Source organism: Flavobacterium pectinovorum (genome assembly GCF_022802975.1).
Lineage (GTDB): Bacteria > Bacteroidota > Bacteroidia > Flavobacteriales > Flavobacteriaceae > Flavobacterium > Flavobacterium pectinovorum_B.
Genome location: NZ_JAFEVZ010000011.1, coordinates 1 through 17297, shown reverse-complemented (window position 1 = coordinate 17297; position 17297 = coordinate 1). Strand labels below are relative to the sequence as shown.

General features: G+C 33.9%; 9 protein-coding genes. 6 read left to right on the top strand and 3 right to left on the bottom strand.

The genetic code is table 11. The annotated features are described in order from the left end of the window. Positions 1–22 precede the first annotated feature (22 nt). From FLV_RS14980 to FLV_RS14970, 3 genes are read right to left on the bottom strand one after another with little or no spacing between them, the layout of a single operon-like run. Entirely contained in the window at positions 23–532 is a 510-nt protein-coding gene (locus FLV_RS14980; RefSeq protein WP_243234952.1) for an acyl-CoA thioesterase, read from the bottom strand. Positions 533–567: 35 nt separating this feature from the next. Continuing rightward, the gene (locus FLV_RS14975) at positions 568–951 is read right to left on the bottom strand and encodes a DoxX family membrane protein (protein ID WP_243234951.1); all 384 of its coding nucleotides are present in this window, start codon (positions 949–951) and stop codon (positions 568–570) included. A 7-nt stretch (positions 952–958) separates the two neighbouring features. Beyond that, positions 959–2107, bottom strand: coding sequence for an ATP-binding protein (locus tag FLV_RS14970; RefSeq protein WP_243234950.1), 1149 nt, complete (start codon positions 2105–2107; stop codon positions 959–961). Between the two features lie 448 nt (positions 2108–2555). On the opposite strand from FLV_RS14970, the gene FLV_RS14965 reads away from it, so the two are divergent. From FLV_RS14965 to FLV_RS14940, 6 genes are all read left to right on the top strand, one after another. Continuing rightward, entirely contained in the window at positions 2556–3008 is a 453-nt protein-coding gene (locus FLV_RS14965) for a hypothetical protein (RefSeq protein WP_243234949.1), read from the top strand. A gap of 191 nt (positions 3009–3199) precedes the next feature. Next, the gene (locus tag FLV_RS14960; RefSeq protein ID WP_243234948.1) at positions 3200–4492 is read left to right on the top strand and encodes a hypothetical protein; all 1293 of its coding nucleotides are present in this window, start codon (positions 3200–3202) and stop codon (positions 4490–4492) included. Positions 4493–4595: 103 nt separating this feature from the next. Further along, the gene (locus FLV_RS14955) at positions 4596–5015 is read left to right on the top strand and encodes a hypothetical protein (RefSeq protein WP_243234947.1); all 420 of its coding nucleotides are present in this window, start codon (positions 4596–4598) and stop codon (positions 5013–5015) included. Further along, complete coding sequence (gene sprC / locus FLV_RS14950; protein ID WP_317235676.1) at positions 5012–6478, top strand: gliding motility protein SprC; 1467 nt, start codon at positions 5012–5014, stop codon at positions 6476–6478. The genes FLV_RS14955 and sprC overlap by 4 nt, the downstream gene beginning before the upstream one ends. Position 6479: 1 nt before the next feature. Next, the gene (locus FLV_RS14945) at positions 6480–9719 is read left to right on the top strand and encodes a type IX secretion system membrane protein PorP/SprF (RefSeq protein WP_243234946.1); all 3240 of its coding nucleotides are present in this window, start codon (positions 6480–6482) and stop codon (positions 9717–9719) included. 142 nt (positions 9720–9861) lie between these two features. Then, on the top strand, positions 9862–17297 hold a 7436-nt coding region (locus FLV_RS14940), incomplete at its 3' end, for a SprB repeat-containing protein (protein WP_243234945.1).

Sequence of the window (17297 nt, the reverse complement as noted above, 5' to 3'; positions counted from 1 at the left end):
TTACAAATTGTCACAAATTTTACTATAAAAATAATGCTTTTAATTCTGTGGCATCAGAAGGTTTTATTTTTCCGGCAAGCAGTAAACTCAGTTGTTTACGGCGTAAAGCAGCGTCAAAACGTTGAATTTCTAGTTCGGTTTCCGGGACAATTGCAGGTACTTCAACAGGTCTTCCGCTATCATCAACAGCAACAAAAGTATAAATTGCTTCGTTGGCTTTTGTTCTTAGTCCGGATTCACGATCTTCTACCCATACATCAATAAAAATTTCCATAGAACTTTTAAAAGATCTGGAAACTTTGGCTTCAACAGTTACAACACTTCCCAAGGGTATAGCTCTGTTAAATGCAACGTGATTTACAGATGCCGTAACGGTGATTCTGCGTGAATGCCTTCTTGCTGCAATACTCGCAGCCCGATCCATACGGGCTAATAATTCACCGCCAAAAAGATTATTTAAAGGATTTGTTTCACTCGGTAAAACTAAATCGGTCAATATAGTCAGAGATTCTGAAGGATGTTTAGGATTCATTTTTTTAATATAAAATTTAAAATAATTGTATTGGTTTAATTCAACCAATAAACAGCCATAACAGCTGGAATAAAATAAATTACAATAGTTCTTGCCCCATCGTAATCTTTAGCTAATCTTTGTCCGAAAAGCATCATTAACAAAGAGATACACGAAAAAACAGCACCGTAAAATCCAAATTCACGACCACTGTTTGTTAATAATTGTATTGTACCAACGACACATAAAACCCCTGAAATTAATTCTAAAATTAAAAGATGAAGCAGAGCGAGAGGTACTTGATTTTTTAATGGAGTTTTAGCAAAATGACCTTTTAGCCATTCGATATTATCTTTCCAGTAAAAAATTTTTTCGTAGCCTGACTGCAAAAAGGTTATGGCTAAAAAAATTAAAAGTAAAATGGAGGCAACATTATTCATGTGAAAACTATTTTTTATGAATTAAACGAGTCAGTTTTATAGATAAATCAGTTAAAATTATTTTTGCATTTCCGTTTCTCTCAATGTGGTACATTGCATCTGAAAGCTCTTTGAAAATATCGTGAATGTTGTTTCCGTTTACAAAAGGAGCAAAATTTTCAAGCTTAAATTTGTCAACTTTTGGTTCGATATAAACCAAAGTTTGAGCTTCATAATTTAGCAAAAGTGCCTGACGAAACATTTCAATACAAAACTGAATGAATTTTTTCTGGCTTTCACGGCCAAGGGCTGCAATTTCTTCGCTCCAGGAAATTAAATCCTGTATTGCGGCGGCATTTCCTTTAGCTCTAAATGCAGCACGAACCCAGTTGACAAACCATTGTTCAAAAGGATATTCAGTATCGTCTTCTTTTAACAAAGACAGTGCTTTGTTGAAATTTCCCTGAGCCTGATGCGCAATTTTTTTAGCTAAATTTGGGTCTGTATTTTCCTGTGATATCAAGGTATCGGTAATTATTTTTTCGGGTAAACCGTTAAAATGGATGACCTGACAACGAGAGCGTATGGTTTGTATAATGTCTTCTTCATTTTCAGAAATCAGGATAAAAATAGTTTTATCAGATGGCTCTTCCAAAAGTTTCAAAAGTTTATTGGATGCCGCAATATTCATTTTGTCGGCCATCCAGATAATCATGATTTTATAACCACCTTCATAGGATTTTAAAGCAAGAGATTTTAAAACTTCCTGAGCATCTTCGACCCTGATTTCGCCTTGTTTATTTTGAACTCCAAGCAATTTATACCAGTCGAATAAACCTCCATAAGGCATTTCCTGAACAAAGGTTCTCCAATCCTGAATAAAGTCTAAACTTTTGGGTTTGGTTTTAACATCTTCGGTAGTTACTGTTGGATAAATAAAATGCAAGTCAGGATGCGAAATATTCTGAAATTTTAGATTGCAGGAATCATTTCCGTTTGAATTTTCGTCGCCTGTATTACTGCACAAAATGTATTGTGCATAAGCAATAGCGGTTAATAATGTACCACTTCCTTCCGGCCCAACAAACAATTGTGCGTGCGGAATTCTTCCGGAAGAAGCACTTTTAATTAAGTGACTTTTAATGTAATCCTGACCTAAAATTTGTGAAAATTGCATAGAGCAAAGATATAAGAAAATGAGATAGTCAAAAATATTATAAATTAAACTTTAATTATTCATTTTATTTTTTTTGGTATAATTTGTTTTTAACTTAATTGTTAATTTTTATTCTGCAAAGTTTTGTTAACACTGATGTTATTTCGAAGATATATTAAGAATTTTTTGTTAATATATTTTTGAAGTTGTAGATAAAAGAGCGTTTTTTTTGGTTATTATTTTCAAAAACAAAATCTTTTTTCTGCTTAAATTTAGATAAAAATCTTACATAAACAAATTTTTGTAAAATTTATCCAAATATTAGCTAAAGGCTTATTTTTAGGGACTTAAAAATATGATTTTAAGTTTTTTTTAAGTCTTTTTTTTAAAAAAAAAAATATTAAAGTTGCAAATTAAGTTAATTTACATATTTTTGTTTTCATCAACTACAAACTTTTAATAAGAATCTATGAAAGGGAAAATTATTTTTTTAAGTGTATTTTTTTTATTGACTACAGGGGCTATATCTGCCCAGGCTAAAAATGCTCCTCGAAGTATCATTAGTACTACAGCTCTTATTCGTAAATATCACGATCAAAAAGAATTGAGTGGTATGCAAAAAGGAGAATTATTAGAGTTATATATTGAGAGAATTAAAGTTTTAGTAAAAACACTTCCTTACATTGCTTTGGTTACAAAACCTGGTGTTACTATGGCAGACTTAGGTATTCCGGATGATAACGAACATAAAAAAGCTTTAGAAAACCAAGCAATAGGAACTACAACATTTTTAGATACTACTGTAGATTTTCAAAGAAAAATGATGCCTTATTCTGATAAAGCAAATTTAATTGCAGCCATTTTATTTTACGAAGGAACATTGAAATCTTTACATGAATTCAACGAATTGAATGAAATGTAATTTTAAATATTTTAAAAACCTTTTTTAAAATGTTTTCTTAACATGAAATTTAGTTTTATTAAGACATTTTAAAAAGGGTTATTAAAAACAGCTCGTTTTCGATGTATTCTAATTTTTTTTAGAAAACACGAGATGAGTTTTTATAATTTATTGCATCCCAAATTTATTATTAACCCTAATACCCCCTTATCATGAAAAAATTTACTCAAATTATCTGCGTTTTTTTGACAGTTGCAAGTATGAGTGCTCAGCAAGAAAAAGGAATTATGGGCTACAACAATTGGTTGAACAACTGGACCGAATTTAAGCCTAACAAAGTTGAATACGGTGAAGCCAACCAAATTTTAGCTGGAAACATTTCAACAAACACAAAATTGCTTAAGAGAAATATTTATGTTTTGCAGGGAAATGTTTATGTAACTAATAACGCTGTTTTAACAATTGAACCGGGAACATTAATTATTGGTGATTTTGAAACAAAAGGAACGTTGGTAGTCACAAAAGGTGCATCAATTATTGCAGACGGTTTAGAAACAGATCCTATCGTATTTACTTCTAACAGAAGCCAGAAAAAAGCTGGAGACTGGGGAGGCATTGTGGTTTTAGGTGATGCTCCAATTAATAAGTTTGGAAACGTAGGTTCTTATAACTTAGATCTTGACCCAACACGTACTACTTACGGTGGTGATAATGTGGCGTCAAGTTCAGGAGTTTTAAGATTTGTGAGAATCGAATTCGCTGGTAAAAAAGTAAAAGGAGCCGGTACTTTCAACGGTCTTACTTTGGCCGGTGTTGGAAATAAAACAATTTTAGAAAACATTATGGTAAGTTATTCTGCAGGAGATTCATTTGGATTTTTTGGTGGAGACCTTAATGCAACCAAATTAGTTTCTTATAAATCTATTAATGATGATTATAAATTTACTCAGGGAGTTCAATGCCGTTTGCATAATTCTCTTGCAGTAAGATCTTCTTATTTATCAAGTAATAAAGACGGTTCTCGTTGTTTAGAAGTTGCTTCATACGAGAAAAAAAGTGAAACAGATTTTACTAAAAAACAAACTTTAGTTGTAGCATCAAATATAACAATGCTTAACGATAGTGAGAATATCAATGCTGACATTCAGTCTGGTTTAGTTAAAGAAGCTGTTTATATTGCTGAAAACGCCTCTCTTGAAATTAAGCGTAGTGTAATTTCAGGTTTTAATCCTGCCGTTTTATTAGATAGTAAAACAGAAATTAACGATGCCAATCTTAAGAAAATTAAATTTGAAGAAATGTATTTCAACTTATGTAAAGGAAATATCTTTACTGAATTCAATTCTAACAATGAAGATTTAGAGAGCTGGTATGGTAATAGCGTTTTCTTTAACGTATATTCTCAAAGCGACAACAAAGAAACTTTTATAGATATTTTTAATGCAAAAAAACCAGATTTCAGACTTCAATTAGGAAAAATTACTGCTTCAAGTGGTAATAGATAAATGATTTAGATTTTTATTTTAAAGCGTAAATTTTATTAATAAAGTCCCCAGACAATTTATGTACACGTCTTAAACAGGACCCAAATAAAGATCAAAACAGAATATGGCCCCAAGTATTAAAAAGTATTTTATATATACAATATTTTTGGTTTCTCCTTTAACGTTAAGTTTATATGCCCAAAGCAAAATTGAAAAATCTAAAAATTCAAATTTTGAAATTGGTAGTCCTGAAGCGTTAAAAAAATTAAACCAAATAACCGCAATTACCCCTGTAATTAATTTAGAGTATTCTAAACAGTTTATAGTAGAGCTATCCATCCCCAAGGATAGCTTTGCTGTAGAAGCTGTAGGAATTGATAAAATAAATACAGATACGAACTCTAAAAATCAGTCAAAAAATATCGCTGCATATTCTGCATTAGCAAAAGATATTATTGAAAATTATAAATATGATTTTTCTGAAACGTTTATAGATATTTTGTTTTTTGAAGATATAGACTTAGCCAGAATTCGTACTATATGATGAAAAAAACTACTCTTTCTCTGATAAAATCATTACTTTTTTTAGGAGTATTTTTCTTTACCGTTTATCAGTCTAATGCCCAAGCAATAATTTCAGCAAGTAAATCTGATTTTGTAAATATTTGTGCAGGAGATTTTGTTAACGGCAAACCCTTTAATGAGTATTATGCAAGTTTTGCATACAGTGGTTTTCCTGCTGATGTAACTTTTGCTGTTGAAATATCTGATGAGAATGGTAATTTTTTAGCTTCTCCGGTTTTTGCTAATACATTAGAGGTAACAACCATATCTGCAACGCAGCAAAAAATTAAATTTGCGATACCAGTTGATTTAAAGGGATCTGACGGATATAGCTTAAGAATAAGAAGTAATAACGGTATCAATAGCCAAAGGATAAGAAACTTTGGTAATAATGATTCTTATTCTATTTATTACAAAAATTATGTAGATTTATTTTCTATAAATAACCAATCTGCTACCGCTTCTTTTTGCAGTGGTGGAAGCATGACACTTTCAATTGACAACCCTACTCCGGCTGTAAAAGAATCTTCACCGGTAAATTATCCCAATTTAAAATACATCTGGTACAAGGATGAAGTTGTTGTTTCCGGACAAAGCGCAGCCAGTTTAACAGTGAACACTCCTGGTAGTTATTATGCAAAAATTGATTATGGTAAGTGTTCTGAGAACAACTGGAGTTCTAATCGGGTTACAGTTACAAGTTCATCAGGATCAGGTGCATCAGTTTCAATTAGTTCAAGTTTAGGAAATCCTTTTTGTGCAGATGGGGGTAATACCATTTTAACAGCAACCTCCGGAAATAGTTATATATGGAAAAAAGACGGTGTAGTAATTAGTGGTGTAACAAGCCGTACTTATGCTACAAACGAAGCCGGCGTTTATACCGTTGATGTTAATTTTGGAGGTTGCTCAGGATCAGCAAAGATTAACCTAATTAGCAATAGTTTTGATGCAAGTATCGATGTTGCTGAAGAAACAACTATCAACGAAGGTGAAACTTTAAGTGTTTCTGTAACAGATGATGCTGCAAGTCCAACTTATGAATGGTATTTGAATGGTAATCTTATTGCAGGAGCTACAGGTGATACTTATTTAGTTTCTTTTAGAGGAAATTATAGAGTAAAAATTTCTCAGGCTGGTGGGTGTATTTCTTCAAAAGAATTTAGTTTTAAAGTTAATGGTCCTCCTGGTCTTGCTACAGTAATTCCAAATATAATTAAATTGAGCGATTCCCCATATTGGAACATTCCTGATGTGTACAGAAATGAAAATACTAAAGTAATAATCATTAGTTCAAACGGAGAAAAAGTTTTGGACGTTGTTAATTACCAAAGTGACTGGCCACAGTCTGGATTAGATATTAAAAATGTAAATCCGGTATATTACTATGTCATTAAAGGCGATGCAGGTGAAAAAAAAGGATCAATAACGGTGCTAAAATAATATGAAGAAAATCCTACTATTCTTAACTTTATTTTACGGTACATCACAATTACTCTATTCTCAGGATACAAATGAGAATGGAGTTGTTTCGTTTTCATTACCCATACGAAATTCATTAAAGTTTAATAGATATTTAATTAACCCGACATTTAGTTTTGTTCGAGAGCAAAATCCAACAGTAAGTTTTTATAATAAAAGACAATACTTACAATTTGATGATGCGCCTAATACTTACCTTTTTAATTATTCTGGGCGTTTAAAAGAAAACGATGGGTACGCAATTGGCTTATTTCAGCAAAATTATGGTTTGATGACTGTTTTTGGCGGAGTTTTTAATTTTGCTCATAATATCGAATTACAAGAAGATAGTAATTTAACTTTTGGATTAAACGTTGGCGCTTACCAAAGCGGTTTAGACAAGGGTAAAATCATTTCAGAAAGTCCTGGTGTTTTGAATGGAGATTATCCTTCAAACACATTAATTGCAATAAATCCGGGGATCAATTACGGAACCGCTTTTCTTGATTTCGGATTATCCATGAACAATTTAATCCTGTATAATTTTGGTTCAGGAATGGTTAAGGAAGATCCTGAAAAAGCGATTCAATTGCATGCTATGTACACTGGCTATATTGACAGCTATGGTTTTTTTGATCAAAGTAAATTTTCAGGTATTGTAAAAACAGAAATTAAAAAGGACAATACCATAATTTCGGGACTCGCTATGCTTACTATTCCACAAGGAATTTGGGCACAAGCTGGTTACAATACTTTAAATGGAATTTCAGCAGGTTTGGGTGTTAATATAACACCTAATATTGCAATAGAATATAATTACGAAAGAGGGTTAGGTAATTTTACCAATCTTGGCTCCTCTCATGAATTTGTGATTGCATATAAATTTAAAAATACCAATTATTATTATGGTGATGATGAAGAAGGTTCTTTGATAGACACTTCTAAACCAAAACCAGTAATAGCAAAAAAATCAACTACTCCAATTACCAGAGTTGATGGAGCAACAAAAGCAAAATTAGCTGCTGAAGCCAAAGCAAAAGCTGATGCAGAAGCATTACAGGTAAGATTAGCTGCAGCTGAAAAAGTTAAAGCAGACGCTGAGGCAGCTGCAAAAGCAAAATTAGCGGCAGATACCAAAGCGAAAGCTGATGCAGAAGCATTAAAAATTAAATTGGCGGCAGATGCAAAAGTAAATGCTGATGCAGAGGCAACAAAAACTAAATTATTAGCGGATGCCAAAGCAAAAGCAGATGCAGAAGAAGCTAAACGTAAAGCGGAAGCTAAAGCAAAAATGGAAGCTGCAGATTTACAGTCTATTATAGCAGCAGATGCCAAAGCAAAAGCCGATTCAGATGCTTTACAAGCCAGATTAGCTGCAGAAGCTAAAGCAAAAGCTGCTGCAGAAGCTAAAACAAAAGCTGCAAAAGATGCTGCAGCAAAAGCAAAAGCAGCTGCAGATGCAAAAGCTAGAACAGCTGAATTAGCTGCAGAAAAAGAAAGATTAGCTGCTGAAGCGAAGGTAAAAGCCGATGCAGAAGCAAGACAAGCAAGAATAGCTGCAGAAGCAAAAGCAAAGGCTGATGCTGAAGCATTACAGATAAAACTTGTTGCAGATGCCAAAGCAAAAGCCGACGCAGAAGCTCTTAAAATAAAATTAGCAGCAGATGCTAAAGCAAAAGCCGATGCAGAAGCGCTTCAGGCAAAACTTGCGGCAGATGCTAAAGCGAAAGCTGATATGGAAGCTTTACAAGCAAAATTACTTGCAGATGCTAAAGTAAAAGCTGATGCAGAAGCTACTAATAAAGCGAAAGCAGAAGCGGAAGCAAAACAATTGAAATTAGCTGAGGAAGCTAAAGCAAAAGCCGATGCAGAAGCGCTTCAGGCAAAACTTGCGGCAGAAGCCAAAGCAAAAGCCGATGCAGAAGCTCTTAAAATAAAACTTGCAGCAGATGCTAAAGCAAAAGCCGATGCAGAAGCTCTTCAGGCAAAACTTGCGGCAGATGCTAAAGCAAAAGCCGATGCAGAAGCTCTTCAGGCAAAACTTGCGGCAGATGCTAAAGCAAAAGCTGATGCAGAAGCTCTTCAGGCAAAACTTGCGGCAGATGCCAAAGCAAAAGCTGATGCAGAAGCGCTTCAGGCAAAACTTGCAGCAGATGCTAAAGCAAAAGCTGATGCAGAAGCGCTTCAGGCAAAACTTGCAGCAGATGCTAAAGCAAAAGCTGATGCAGAAGCGCTTCAGGCAAAACTTGCGGCAGATGCTAAAGCAAAAGCCGATGCAGAAGCGCTTCAGGCAAAACTTGCGGCAGATGCTAAAGCAAAAGCCGATGCAGAAGCATTAGCAGCTGCAGCTTTAAAAGATGAAAGTGCAAAAGAGCTTGATAACTTAACTCAGTTAGTTGAAAATTCAGGAAAAACTCAGTCTGACTTGATTGCCCAGTTTAATACTACTGTTGCGAATAAGCAAAAAGACCTGAATGATATGAAGGAAGAAAATGATTTGAGTGAAAAAGGTATTTATAAAGAACCTAAGCCATTTAAGAGTGTTAGCGCAGAGAACGCACAAATTGAATCTCTAAAAAGTCAAATAGCAGATGCAAACAGAACTCAAAAGAACGCTATAACTAATTTAACAAACCTATATAACGAAAGACTTAAAAAAGTTCCTAATAAAAATGATGCTTTAAATAGAGCTTATTTAGAAAAAATCAATGAATTAAAAGCAGCTCAATTAAAAGCTGAGCAAGATAATATCGCATTAATTACAAATTTAGAGCGTATTAAGACTGAAACAGAAATTGAGAAAAAACGTAGAATTAAACGTGCGGCTTATGAAAATGATGAAGGAAGATATGCTCAGGATGTTGCAGCTCTTAAACGTATAAAAGAAACAACAAAATTAAGTAGTACTCCATTAACAGAAAGCGATTTTGATTTTGGTGAAGACCAGTCAAATATGCAAATTATTAAGAATATTAAAAATTCTGAAAGTGGTTATTATCTAATTATTGCAGTGCATAACAGTGTTGAAAAACGAGATGAATTTTTAAGAAAAGCTGTTGCCGCTGGACGTTCAGATGTTAATTTCTTTTACAATGTGACGACAAGTAAATATTATATTTATTACGAAAAACATGAAGACTTATCTGGCGCAACTAAGGCATTAGAAGCAAAAGGAAGTAAACCTTACAATAACAGAATGGTAATTGTAAAAGTTGAAAATTAATAATAGAATCAGGAATAAAAAATAAGTCCTTTTTAAAATTTAAGAAGGACTAATAAAAAATAAATATTTTTAAAGCGCCCAAAATTTATCTTCTAATGCCCCTTAGATTATAAAAAAAGAAGCCCCAAAAAAAGTAAATACCATGAAAAACCCTACTACTTTTAAACCTGCAGGATTGGTTTTAGCAATGATTACAAATTTTGTATTATTTGCCGAAAATCAATTTAACGATTTAAGATTTCTTTTTTTGTACAAAAAAGAAGTAAAGAATTTAAAAGCAATAAAAATCAAGAGTACTGCTATTCTTGTGTTTTTGTTGCTTTTTGCTTTTAATATTGGTCATGCGCAGGTGGGAACAAAATTTTCTGCCAGACTCGATGATGGAAAAGGAAATAAGTATCTTAAAGTACAAGGTGATATTAAGATTATTGGAAATACAATTTTAACTCCAAAGGGAGAGAGACTACCTTATAACGGAACTAAAAACAACAATGATTTAGATGCTGTTTATCTTAACGTAGATAATACTAATGGTAACTTTAGTTCCAGTAGTGCAGATTTAGCTATCAATAATAGTTGTAAAAGGATTGTTTTTGCAGGATTATACTGGTCAGCTATGTATCCTAACGGATCAAGTACAGATGGTAACTGCTTTAATTGTGGCTCTACTGCTGAAACCGATTGGAATCAGGTTAAACTTAAAATAGGTAATGGTACATATCAAACATTAACAGCTAGTAAAACTGATCCTAAAGAAGTAATTTTTAAAGGTAATAACAGCAACAATTTTAATAATGGCGTTTACGTTTGTTTTAAAGATGTAACGAGTATATTACAAGCTTTACCAAATGCTGACCAAACTTATACGGTAGCTAATATAAGGGCAACAACAGGTATTAGAAGAGGAGGAAGTGCCGGAGGATGGTCGTTAGTAGTTATTTATGAAAGTCCAACGGTTTCAAGTAAATATATTTCGGTTTTTGACGGTGCTCAAATGACCAATGTTGATGCTGGAACTGATAAATTATTAACTGTAGATATTCCTATTAGCGGATTTCAAACCTTGCCAGCAGGATTTCCTGTTATTGCTAAAATAGGTGTTGCAGCATTAGATGGTGACTTTGATAAAAAAGGAGACGGTTTATTATTTAAAAATGGTTTGGTTCCTATAACTACAGTTAATAGTTCTTTTACTTCTATTACTAATTCGCTTAACCCTACAACTCTTAGCCCCGAAACAGATTCAAATTTCTTTAATGCTACTATCACGGTTGATAACGCTCAGGTCACCAATCGTAATCCAACCAATCGTAATAATCTAGGTTTTGATATTGATTATTTAGAGATTCCAAACCCATCGAATTCTGTAATTCCTAATGGGGCAACTCAGGGAACTTTTCGAATGTTTACAAATGACGGACCAGGAGGCGGGGATGGTTTTGCTGCATTTTTGTCCACATTTGCCGTTGATATTATTGAGCCAAAAATTACTTTAACGAAAGAGGTTTTTGATTATAATGTACCTATAACAACCCCTCCAACTCCTCCAATTAATATGGGAGGAAAAGATGTTACTTTAGGTAAGGAGTTACACTACGTAATTGGGTTTCAAAATCAGGGTAATGATAATGCTACCAATTTTACTATAACAGATATTTTACCTATTAATACAAAATTTGTTTATCCTACTGATATAGTTGAATTACCAGCACCTATTGTTATTGGTCGTAATACATACAGAGTGACCCATACTTATGATGCGGCCACCCGTACCATTACATTTACGGTTCCAAGGCAATTTGTTGAAGTAAGTGATCCAAGATATACTATTAGGTTTAAGGTTAAAGTAGTAGAAACTTGTAGTGAGATTAGTGATGTTTGTTCTAATATTATTAGGAATACTGCATTATCAAATTATTCGGGTACTTATAATACGGGAATTTTTGGTGATAAAAGTTTAGATTCTTATACAAGTTGTAATATTGGTATACCACAATCTACAAATTTTTTAGTTGATGTTGACGATTGTAAATTTGAAAAAAATGAAGTTTTATGTGGAACAAGTATTCAAATAAAAGCAGCTAACGGATACAGCAGTTATTCATGGTCAACAAGTTCAACAGGAACACCTGTAATTGGAACGGGTCAGACATTAACAGTTGTAAAAGAAGGTGTATATTATGTAAAAAATACTGCACCCGCTCCTTGTTTGTCAATAGAAGAAAAATTTACAGTAACACTGCCGAATGGATTATTAGAAAATCCGGTATTGCCTTATGCAAGGGCTCCTTATGCTGGTTCTATTACACAATGTCCGGATAGTGGTAAATTTTTGCCTAATTTGTTTTTATGTGGTGCCAGTGATTTTAGAGACATAAAAACAGGTATATCTGCTACTGCGACTACAATATTTTGGGAAAAACTAGACGAAAGCACGTGTGATGCTGTGGCAAATGACAAATGTGCCAATGAAAATGAATTATGTAAGTGGCTGCCGGTAGGCACAGGTCCTGATTACAGGGCAGATACAAAAGGACAATATCGTTTAACAATTAGATATCAAAATAATACTTGTTTTAATCAGTTTTATTTCAATGTTTATAAAAACGAATTAAATCCTACAGTAACTTACAATGATATTTATTGTAATACAAAAGGTAAAATTACAGTAAATGGTCTTCCTTCAGGATATGTATATAGTCTGAGTAAAAACGGAACATATACCAGCAGTAATGTCTTTTCTCCAATAAATTCGGCTGGGAACTATACAGTATATATTAAACAAACAGGAGTAGTAACAAACCCATGTATATTTGAAGTTTCGGTTAATATTGTAGACAGAAAGTTAGATGTTCAAACAATTGTAACACAACCGATATGTTTTGGAGATAAAGGAAGTATAAAAGTCAATACTTCTGGAGTAAGAGGACAGTATTACTACGAACTTTTCAGAAATAATACTTCCATTCAAAAAGTGGGTCCTGTATCAGCGGGAGATTATCTTTTTGATAATTTAGATTCAGGAGGATATTCTTTTACAGTGCGAACAGAGGATGGATGTACTTTTACAAATTATTACGTTGGTATAAATCCCCCTGCAAGTGAAATAAAAGCAATACCATCTATTGTAAAACCTTTAACTGATTGTGGACCAGGAAAAATCCTGATCACAACAGATCCGGATTGGAAAAATTATTCTTATTTTGTAAATGGCTCGTCTACTTTTCAGAATTCAAAAGAAATTGATGCTCCAACTGCAGGTCTTTATACTATCAGAGTAGTTGAGGGCAATTGTGAAAAAATTGTAACAATTAATGTTCCTAAAACTCCTAAACCAACTTATAATATTATTGCTCCTACGAGTATAAATTGTTACGATGATCCGGCAGAGATAAGAATTAACCTGACAAGTCCAACTACAGGTTACACGATGGGGTATAGTATTAATAATGGAGGAACTTACCAAACTAGCCCTATTTTTACAAATCTGTCACCAGGGACGTATAATGTTAAAGTTAGATATAGTGTAACTTATCCTGTTTCTTATCATCCTTATACAGAAACACTTGAATGTTCTGATCCGGCACAAGAATTTATTATAACAGGACCAACTTCATCTGTAACTGCTTCTGCTGGTGTTGCTGAATTAGCGGGATGTGGACCATTGGAAGGAGGACAGCCAACGGGATTAATAAGATTTACAAATGTTGAAGGTGGAACTTCTCCTTACCAATATAGTTTTAATGGTGGAGCAAGTTGGCAAAATTCTCCGGAAAAGCATGTAGTGTCTTCACCTATTCCTTATGATTTGCGTGTTAAGGATGATAAAGGATGTATTTATAAAATTCCTTATAATGTTATTTTAGATCCAAAACCTGAGGATCCGTCTATTGACAATAATATTAATCCTATATACAATTGCGATGGTTCGGCAACTGCAACTGTTGTGGTAAATACGCCTACAAGTAATGGAACAACCTACACTTATGAATATTATTTGAAAAAAGACGGGTTGGAACCTGCTGTTCCAAATACACCAATAACAAGTAATGTATTTGAAAATGTTCCTGCCGGTAATCATAAGGTTGTTGTAAAATATAATATACAAAAGGTTTCTACATACAGTAATTTATTACAGGAAGATTTTGGAAGAGGTGGTGATACTCAATCACCGGGTATCAATTCACTTTATTGTTGGGAAAAACAAGACGCTATTGTAGATTGTATCCGTATTAACCCAGAAGATTGGCATCCATGGTTAATGAATGATGGTGATTATGTAGTTACGAGTGCATTACTTCCTGATCATGGACCAGATTTTAATTGGATTTTGCCCAAAGATCATACAGCAGTATTAAATAATACGCCAACGGTTACTAACGGAAGGTTTTTAGCCGTTAATATTGGTGAACTTCAAGCAGGAGCTGTTTTGTATAGTAAGACAATTAATGATATTTTGCCAAATCAAGATATGAGTGTGTCTTTGTATATGATTAATTTACTTAAAGCATCTAATAATTTGGCATCTCCTCAGTTAACCGTAAGATTGGTTAAAAATGGAGTTGTGGTTGGAACGCCTATAGATTTTCCGTTAATTCCAAGAGATGAAAAATGGCATTCAACAACTGATTTGGCAGGAGGTCAAATTTTTAAATTAAACCCAGGAGATAATACATCTTTGGAGTTTCAAATTTTGTCCAATTTAGCTGAGAAACAAGGTAACGACTTAGCTATCGATGATATTCTTGTTTATCAGATACCGAAAGCCTGTGGAAACGAAATAGAAATTCCTGTGGTTATTGATACTGACGGTGCTTTTAATGTACCGACACCAGGAATTCAGGATGCTAAGTGTATTGGTAATAAAGGAAGTATCATTATTACTGCAAGCAATTTTAATACAAATACAGGCTTCTTTTATTCTACAGATAATGGTTCAACTTGGGATTCTTCAACTACTTCACCAGTAACTGTTTCTTTAAACGCAGGGATTTATAAAGTAATTGTAAAAAATGACGTTGCAGGAACTTGTCAGTTTTCATTTGAATCTGAAATAAAGGAGCCTCAACCAATACTTATTGTTCAGGTTGATAAAACAGCTTTAACCTGCGCACCATCTCCAGATGCATCAATAACCGTTACAACAGTTACAGGTGGTACAGGAAGTTATCAATATCAATTAAGTAATAGTTCAGGAATTGTAAGAGCATTTCAGTCAGATAAAACTTTTACAGGAATAGGCGAAGGAACTTATACAGTTATAGTAAAAGATGCAAATGATTGTTTGTCTGCGCCATCTGCAGCTATAACAATAACAAGGCCAACCGGACCAACAGCAATTTTAGCTGATGCAACAGATTGGTGTTATACACCTTCTAATCCTGCTAGTTTAGTTGTAACTGTAACAGGAGGATTGTCACCATATACTTATAAATTAGATAATAATACTCCAATTACAACTAATACATTTAATAATGTAGCGCCTGGAACGCATACAATTGTAGTAACAGATACTAATAATTGTATTGCTACAATTTCAGGAATTATTATTGAACCTCAATTACAATTAAATGCAACTTTAACCCAAGATTTAACATGTTTGGTTAATGGCTCTATTACTACAGCTGTATCCGGAGGTTATGGTACACCTTATACTTATAGTGTATCCCGTAATGGAGGAACTTCTGATGTAGTTACTTCTTTTCCTTATGAGGCTACTCAGGCAGGAAATTATGTATTTACAGTTACAGACAGTAAAGGTTGTACGGCAACAAGTAATACTATAATAGTTTCTCCAAAAACAATTCCAAGTTTAACATTTAACAAAACCGATATTACTTGTAATAATGCAAATGATGGTACCATTACAGTTACAGCTGCAGATGGATTTACATCGGTTTATACTTATGCAATTAAACTAAGTTCTGCATCAACTTATACTACTCAGTCAACTAATCAGTTTATTGGTTTAGCATCGGGTACTTATAATATCAAAGTAATTGACAGTAAAGGCTGTGAATCTGCTGTGAGAGATGTTATTATAGTAAATCCAGATGCTGTTTCCGGAACAATTGGTGCTACTGATTTAGGTTGTAGCAGTACAGGTACTGTACCGGCTGTTGTAACTGTCGTAGCTTCAGGAGGTTCTGGAACTTACCAATATAGTTTTAATGGAAGTTCTAATTTTACCTCAAGTAATACTTATTCTACAAGTTCGGCAGGAACAATAACTGCTTATATTAAAGATAGTAAGGGTTGTCAACTTGGACCAATACAGGTAGTGATTAACCCAAAATCATCTATTACGGGTATTAATGTATTATTTGATACAGGTTTAGAGTGTCCTGCTTATGAAGCTCATGTTAAATTTCAGGCAATAGGAGGAATATCACCTATTCGTTATCAAATCATATCAGGTCCTTCAGGGTATAGTTCTGCTATCGTAGCAGATGGTGAATTTAAAAATCTTAAGCCTGGAGACTATATTTTTAGGGCTACAGATAAAAACGGATGTAGTTTCGATTTAAATTATAATATAAAAAGTGTTCCGGATATCGTTGCGGGTGGTTCTGTATTAACACCAATTAAATGTTTTGGTGAAAACGGAACAATTCAATTTACAGTAAACGGTGTAAAAGACAGAGGTTATGATTATGTAATTAGAAATGCGGGAGGAACTATAATTCAGAGTGCTAATAATGTTAATGAAACAGTAACCACTATAAATGTTGCTGCTGCACAACCTGCAGGAGTTTATACTATTACAGTAACAGATAGAAAAACAAATTGTCCGGTAACTTATAGTATCACACTTGCACAACCATCAGCAGCTGTATCTATTACAAGTGCTTTAGGTACGAATATAAATTGCAATAATGATAATTCACAAATTACGGTAACTGCTACTGGAGGAACTCCGGCTTATAGTTATGCTTACAAGCATGACGGGGTTGCACCAGTGTTATCTGATTATATTGCATCTTCAGTTTTCACAGTTGATACTAATTCCGGAGTCAATACCGAGTGGGATATTTGGGTTAAGGATGCTAACGGTTGTACTTATAAAGTAGATGTTAGTATAGGTACAGATTCAGTACCAAGTGTAAGCGCTTCTGTAGACAATCAGTGTATGGGTACAGGCAGTAGTTTTACCATTACAGCGATTGGCACAGGCTTGGCACCATTGACTTATAGTATTGGAGGGGTTACCGGCACTTTCACATCAGTTTCTACCTTTACGGTAAGTCCTGGTACTTATACTGTTCATGTTAAGGATAGAAATGGCTGTATTATACCATCAGCAGCTGTTAGGGTTTATCCAGAACTGACAGCCTCGGCATCAGTAAGCAGAGAACTTAGCTGTTCACCGACAGCACCAGAGGCTCAGATTACTATTACGGCTTTAGGAGGAATGCCTGGTTATACTTATGAAGTTTCGACAAATGGAGGTGCTTCATTTACAGCGATTGGAAGCAATGTTTATACGGCAGCATCGTCTGGGACGTATAGTTTTAGAGTTACGGATTCTAATACTTCGGGATGTACAGTAGTTACCAGTGCGACAGTAAATGCTATTAC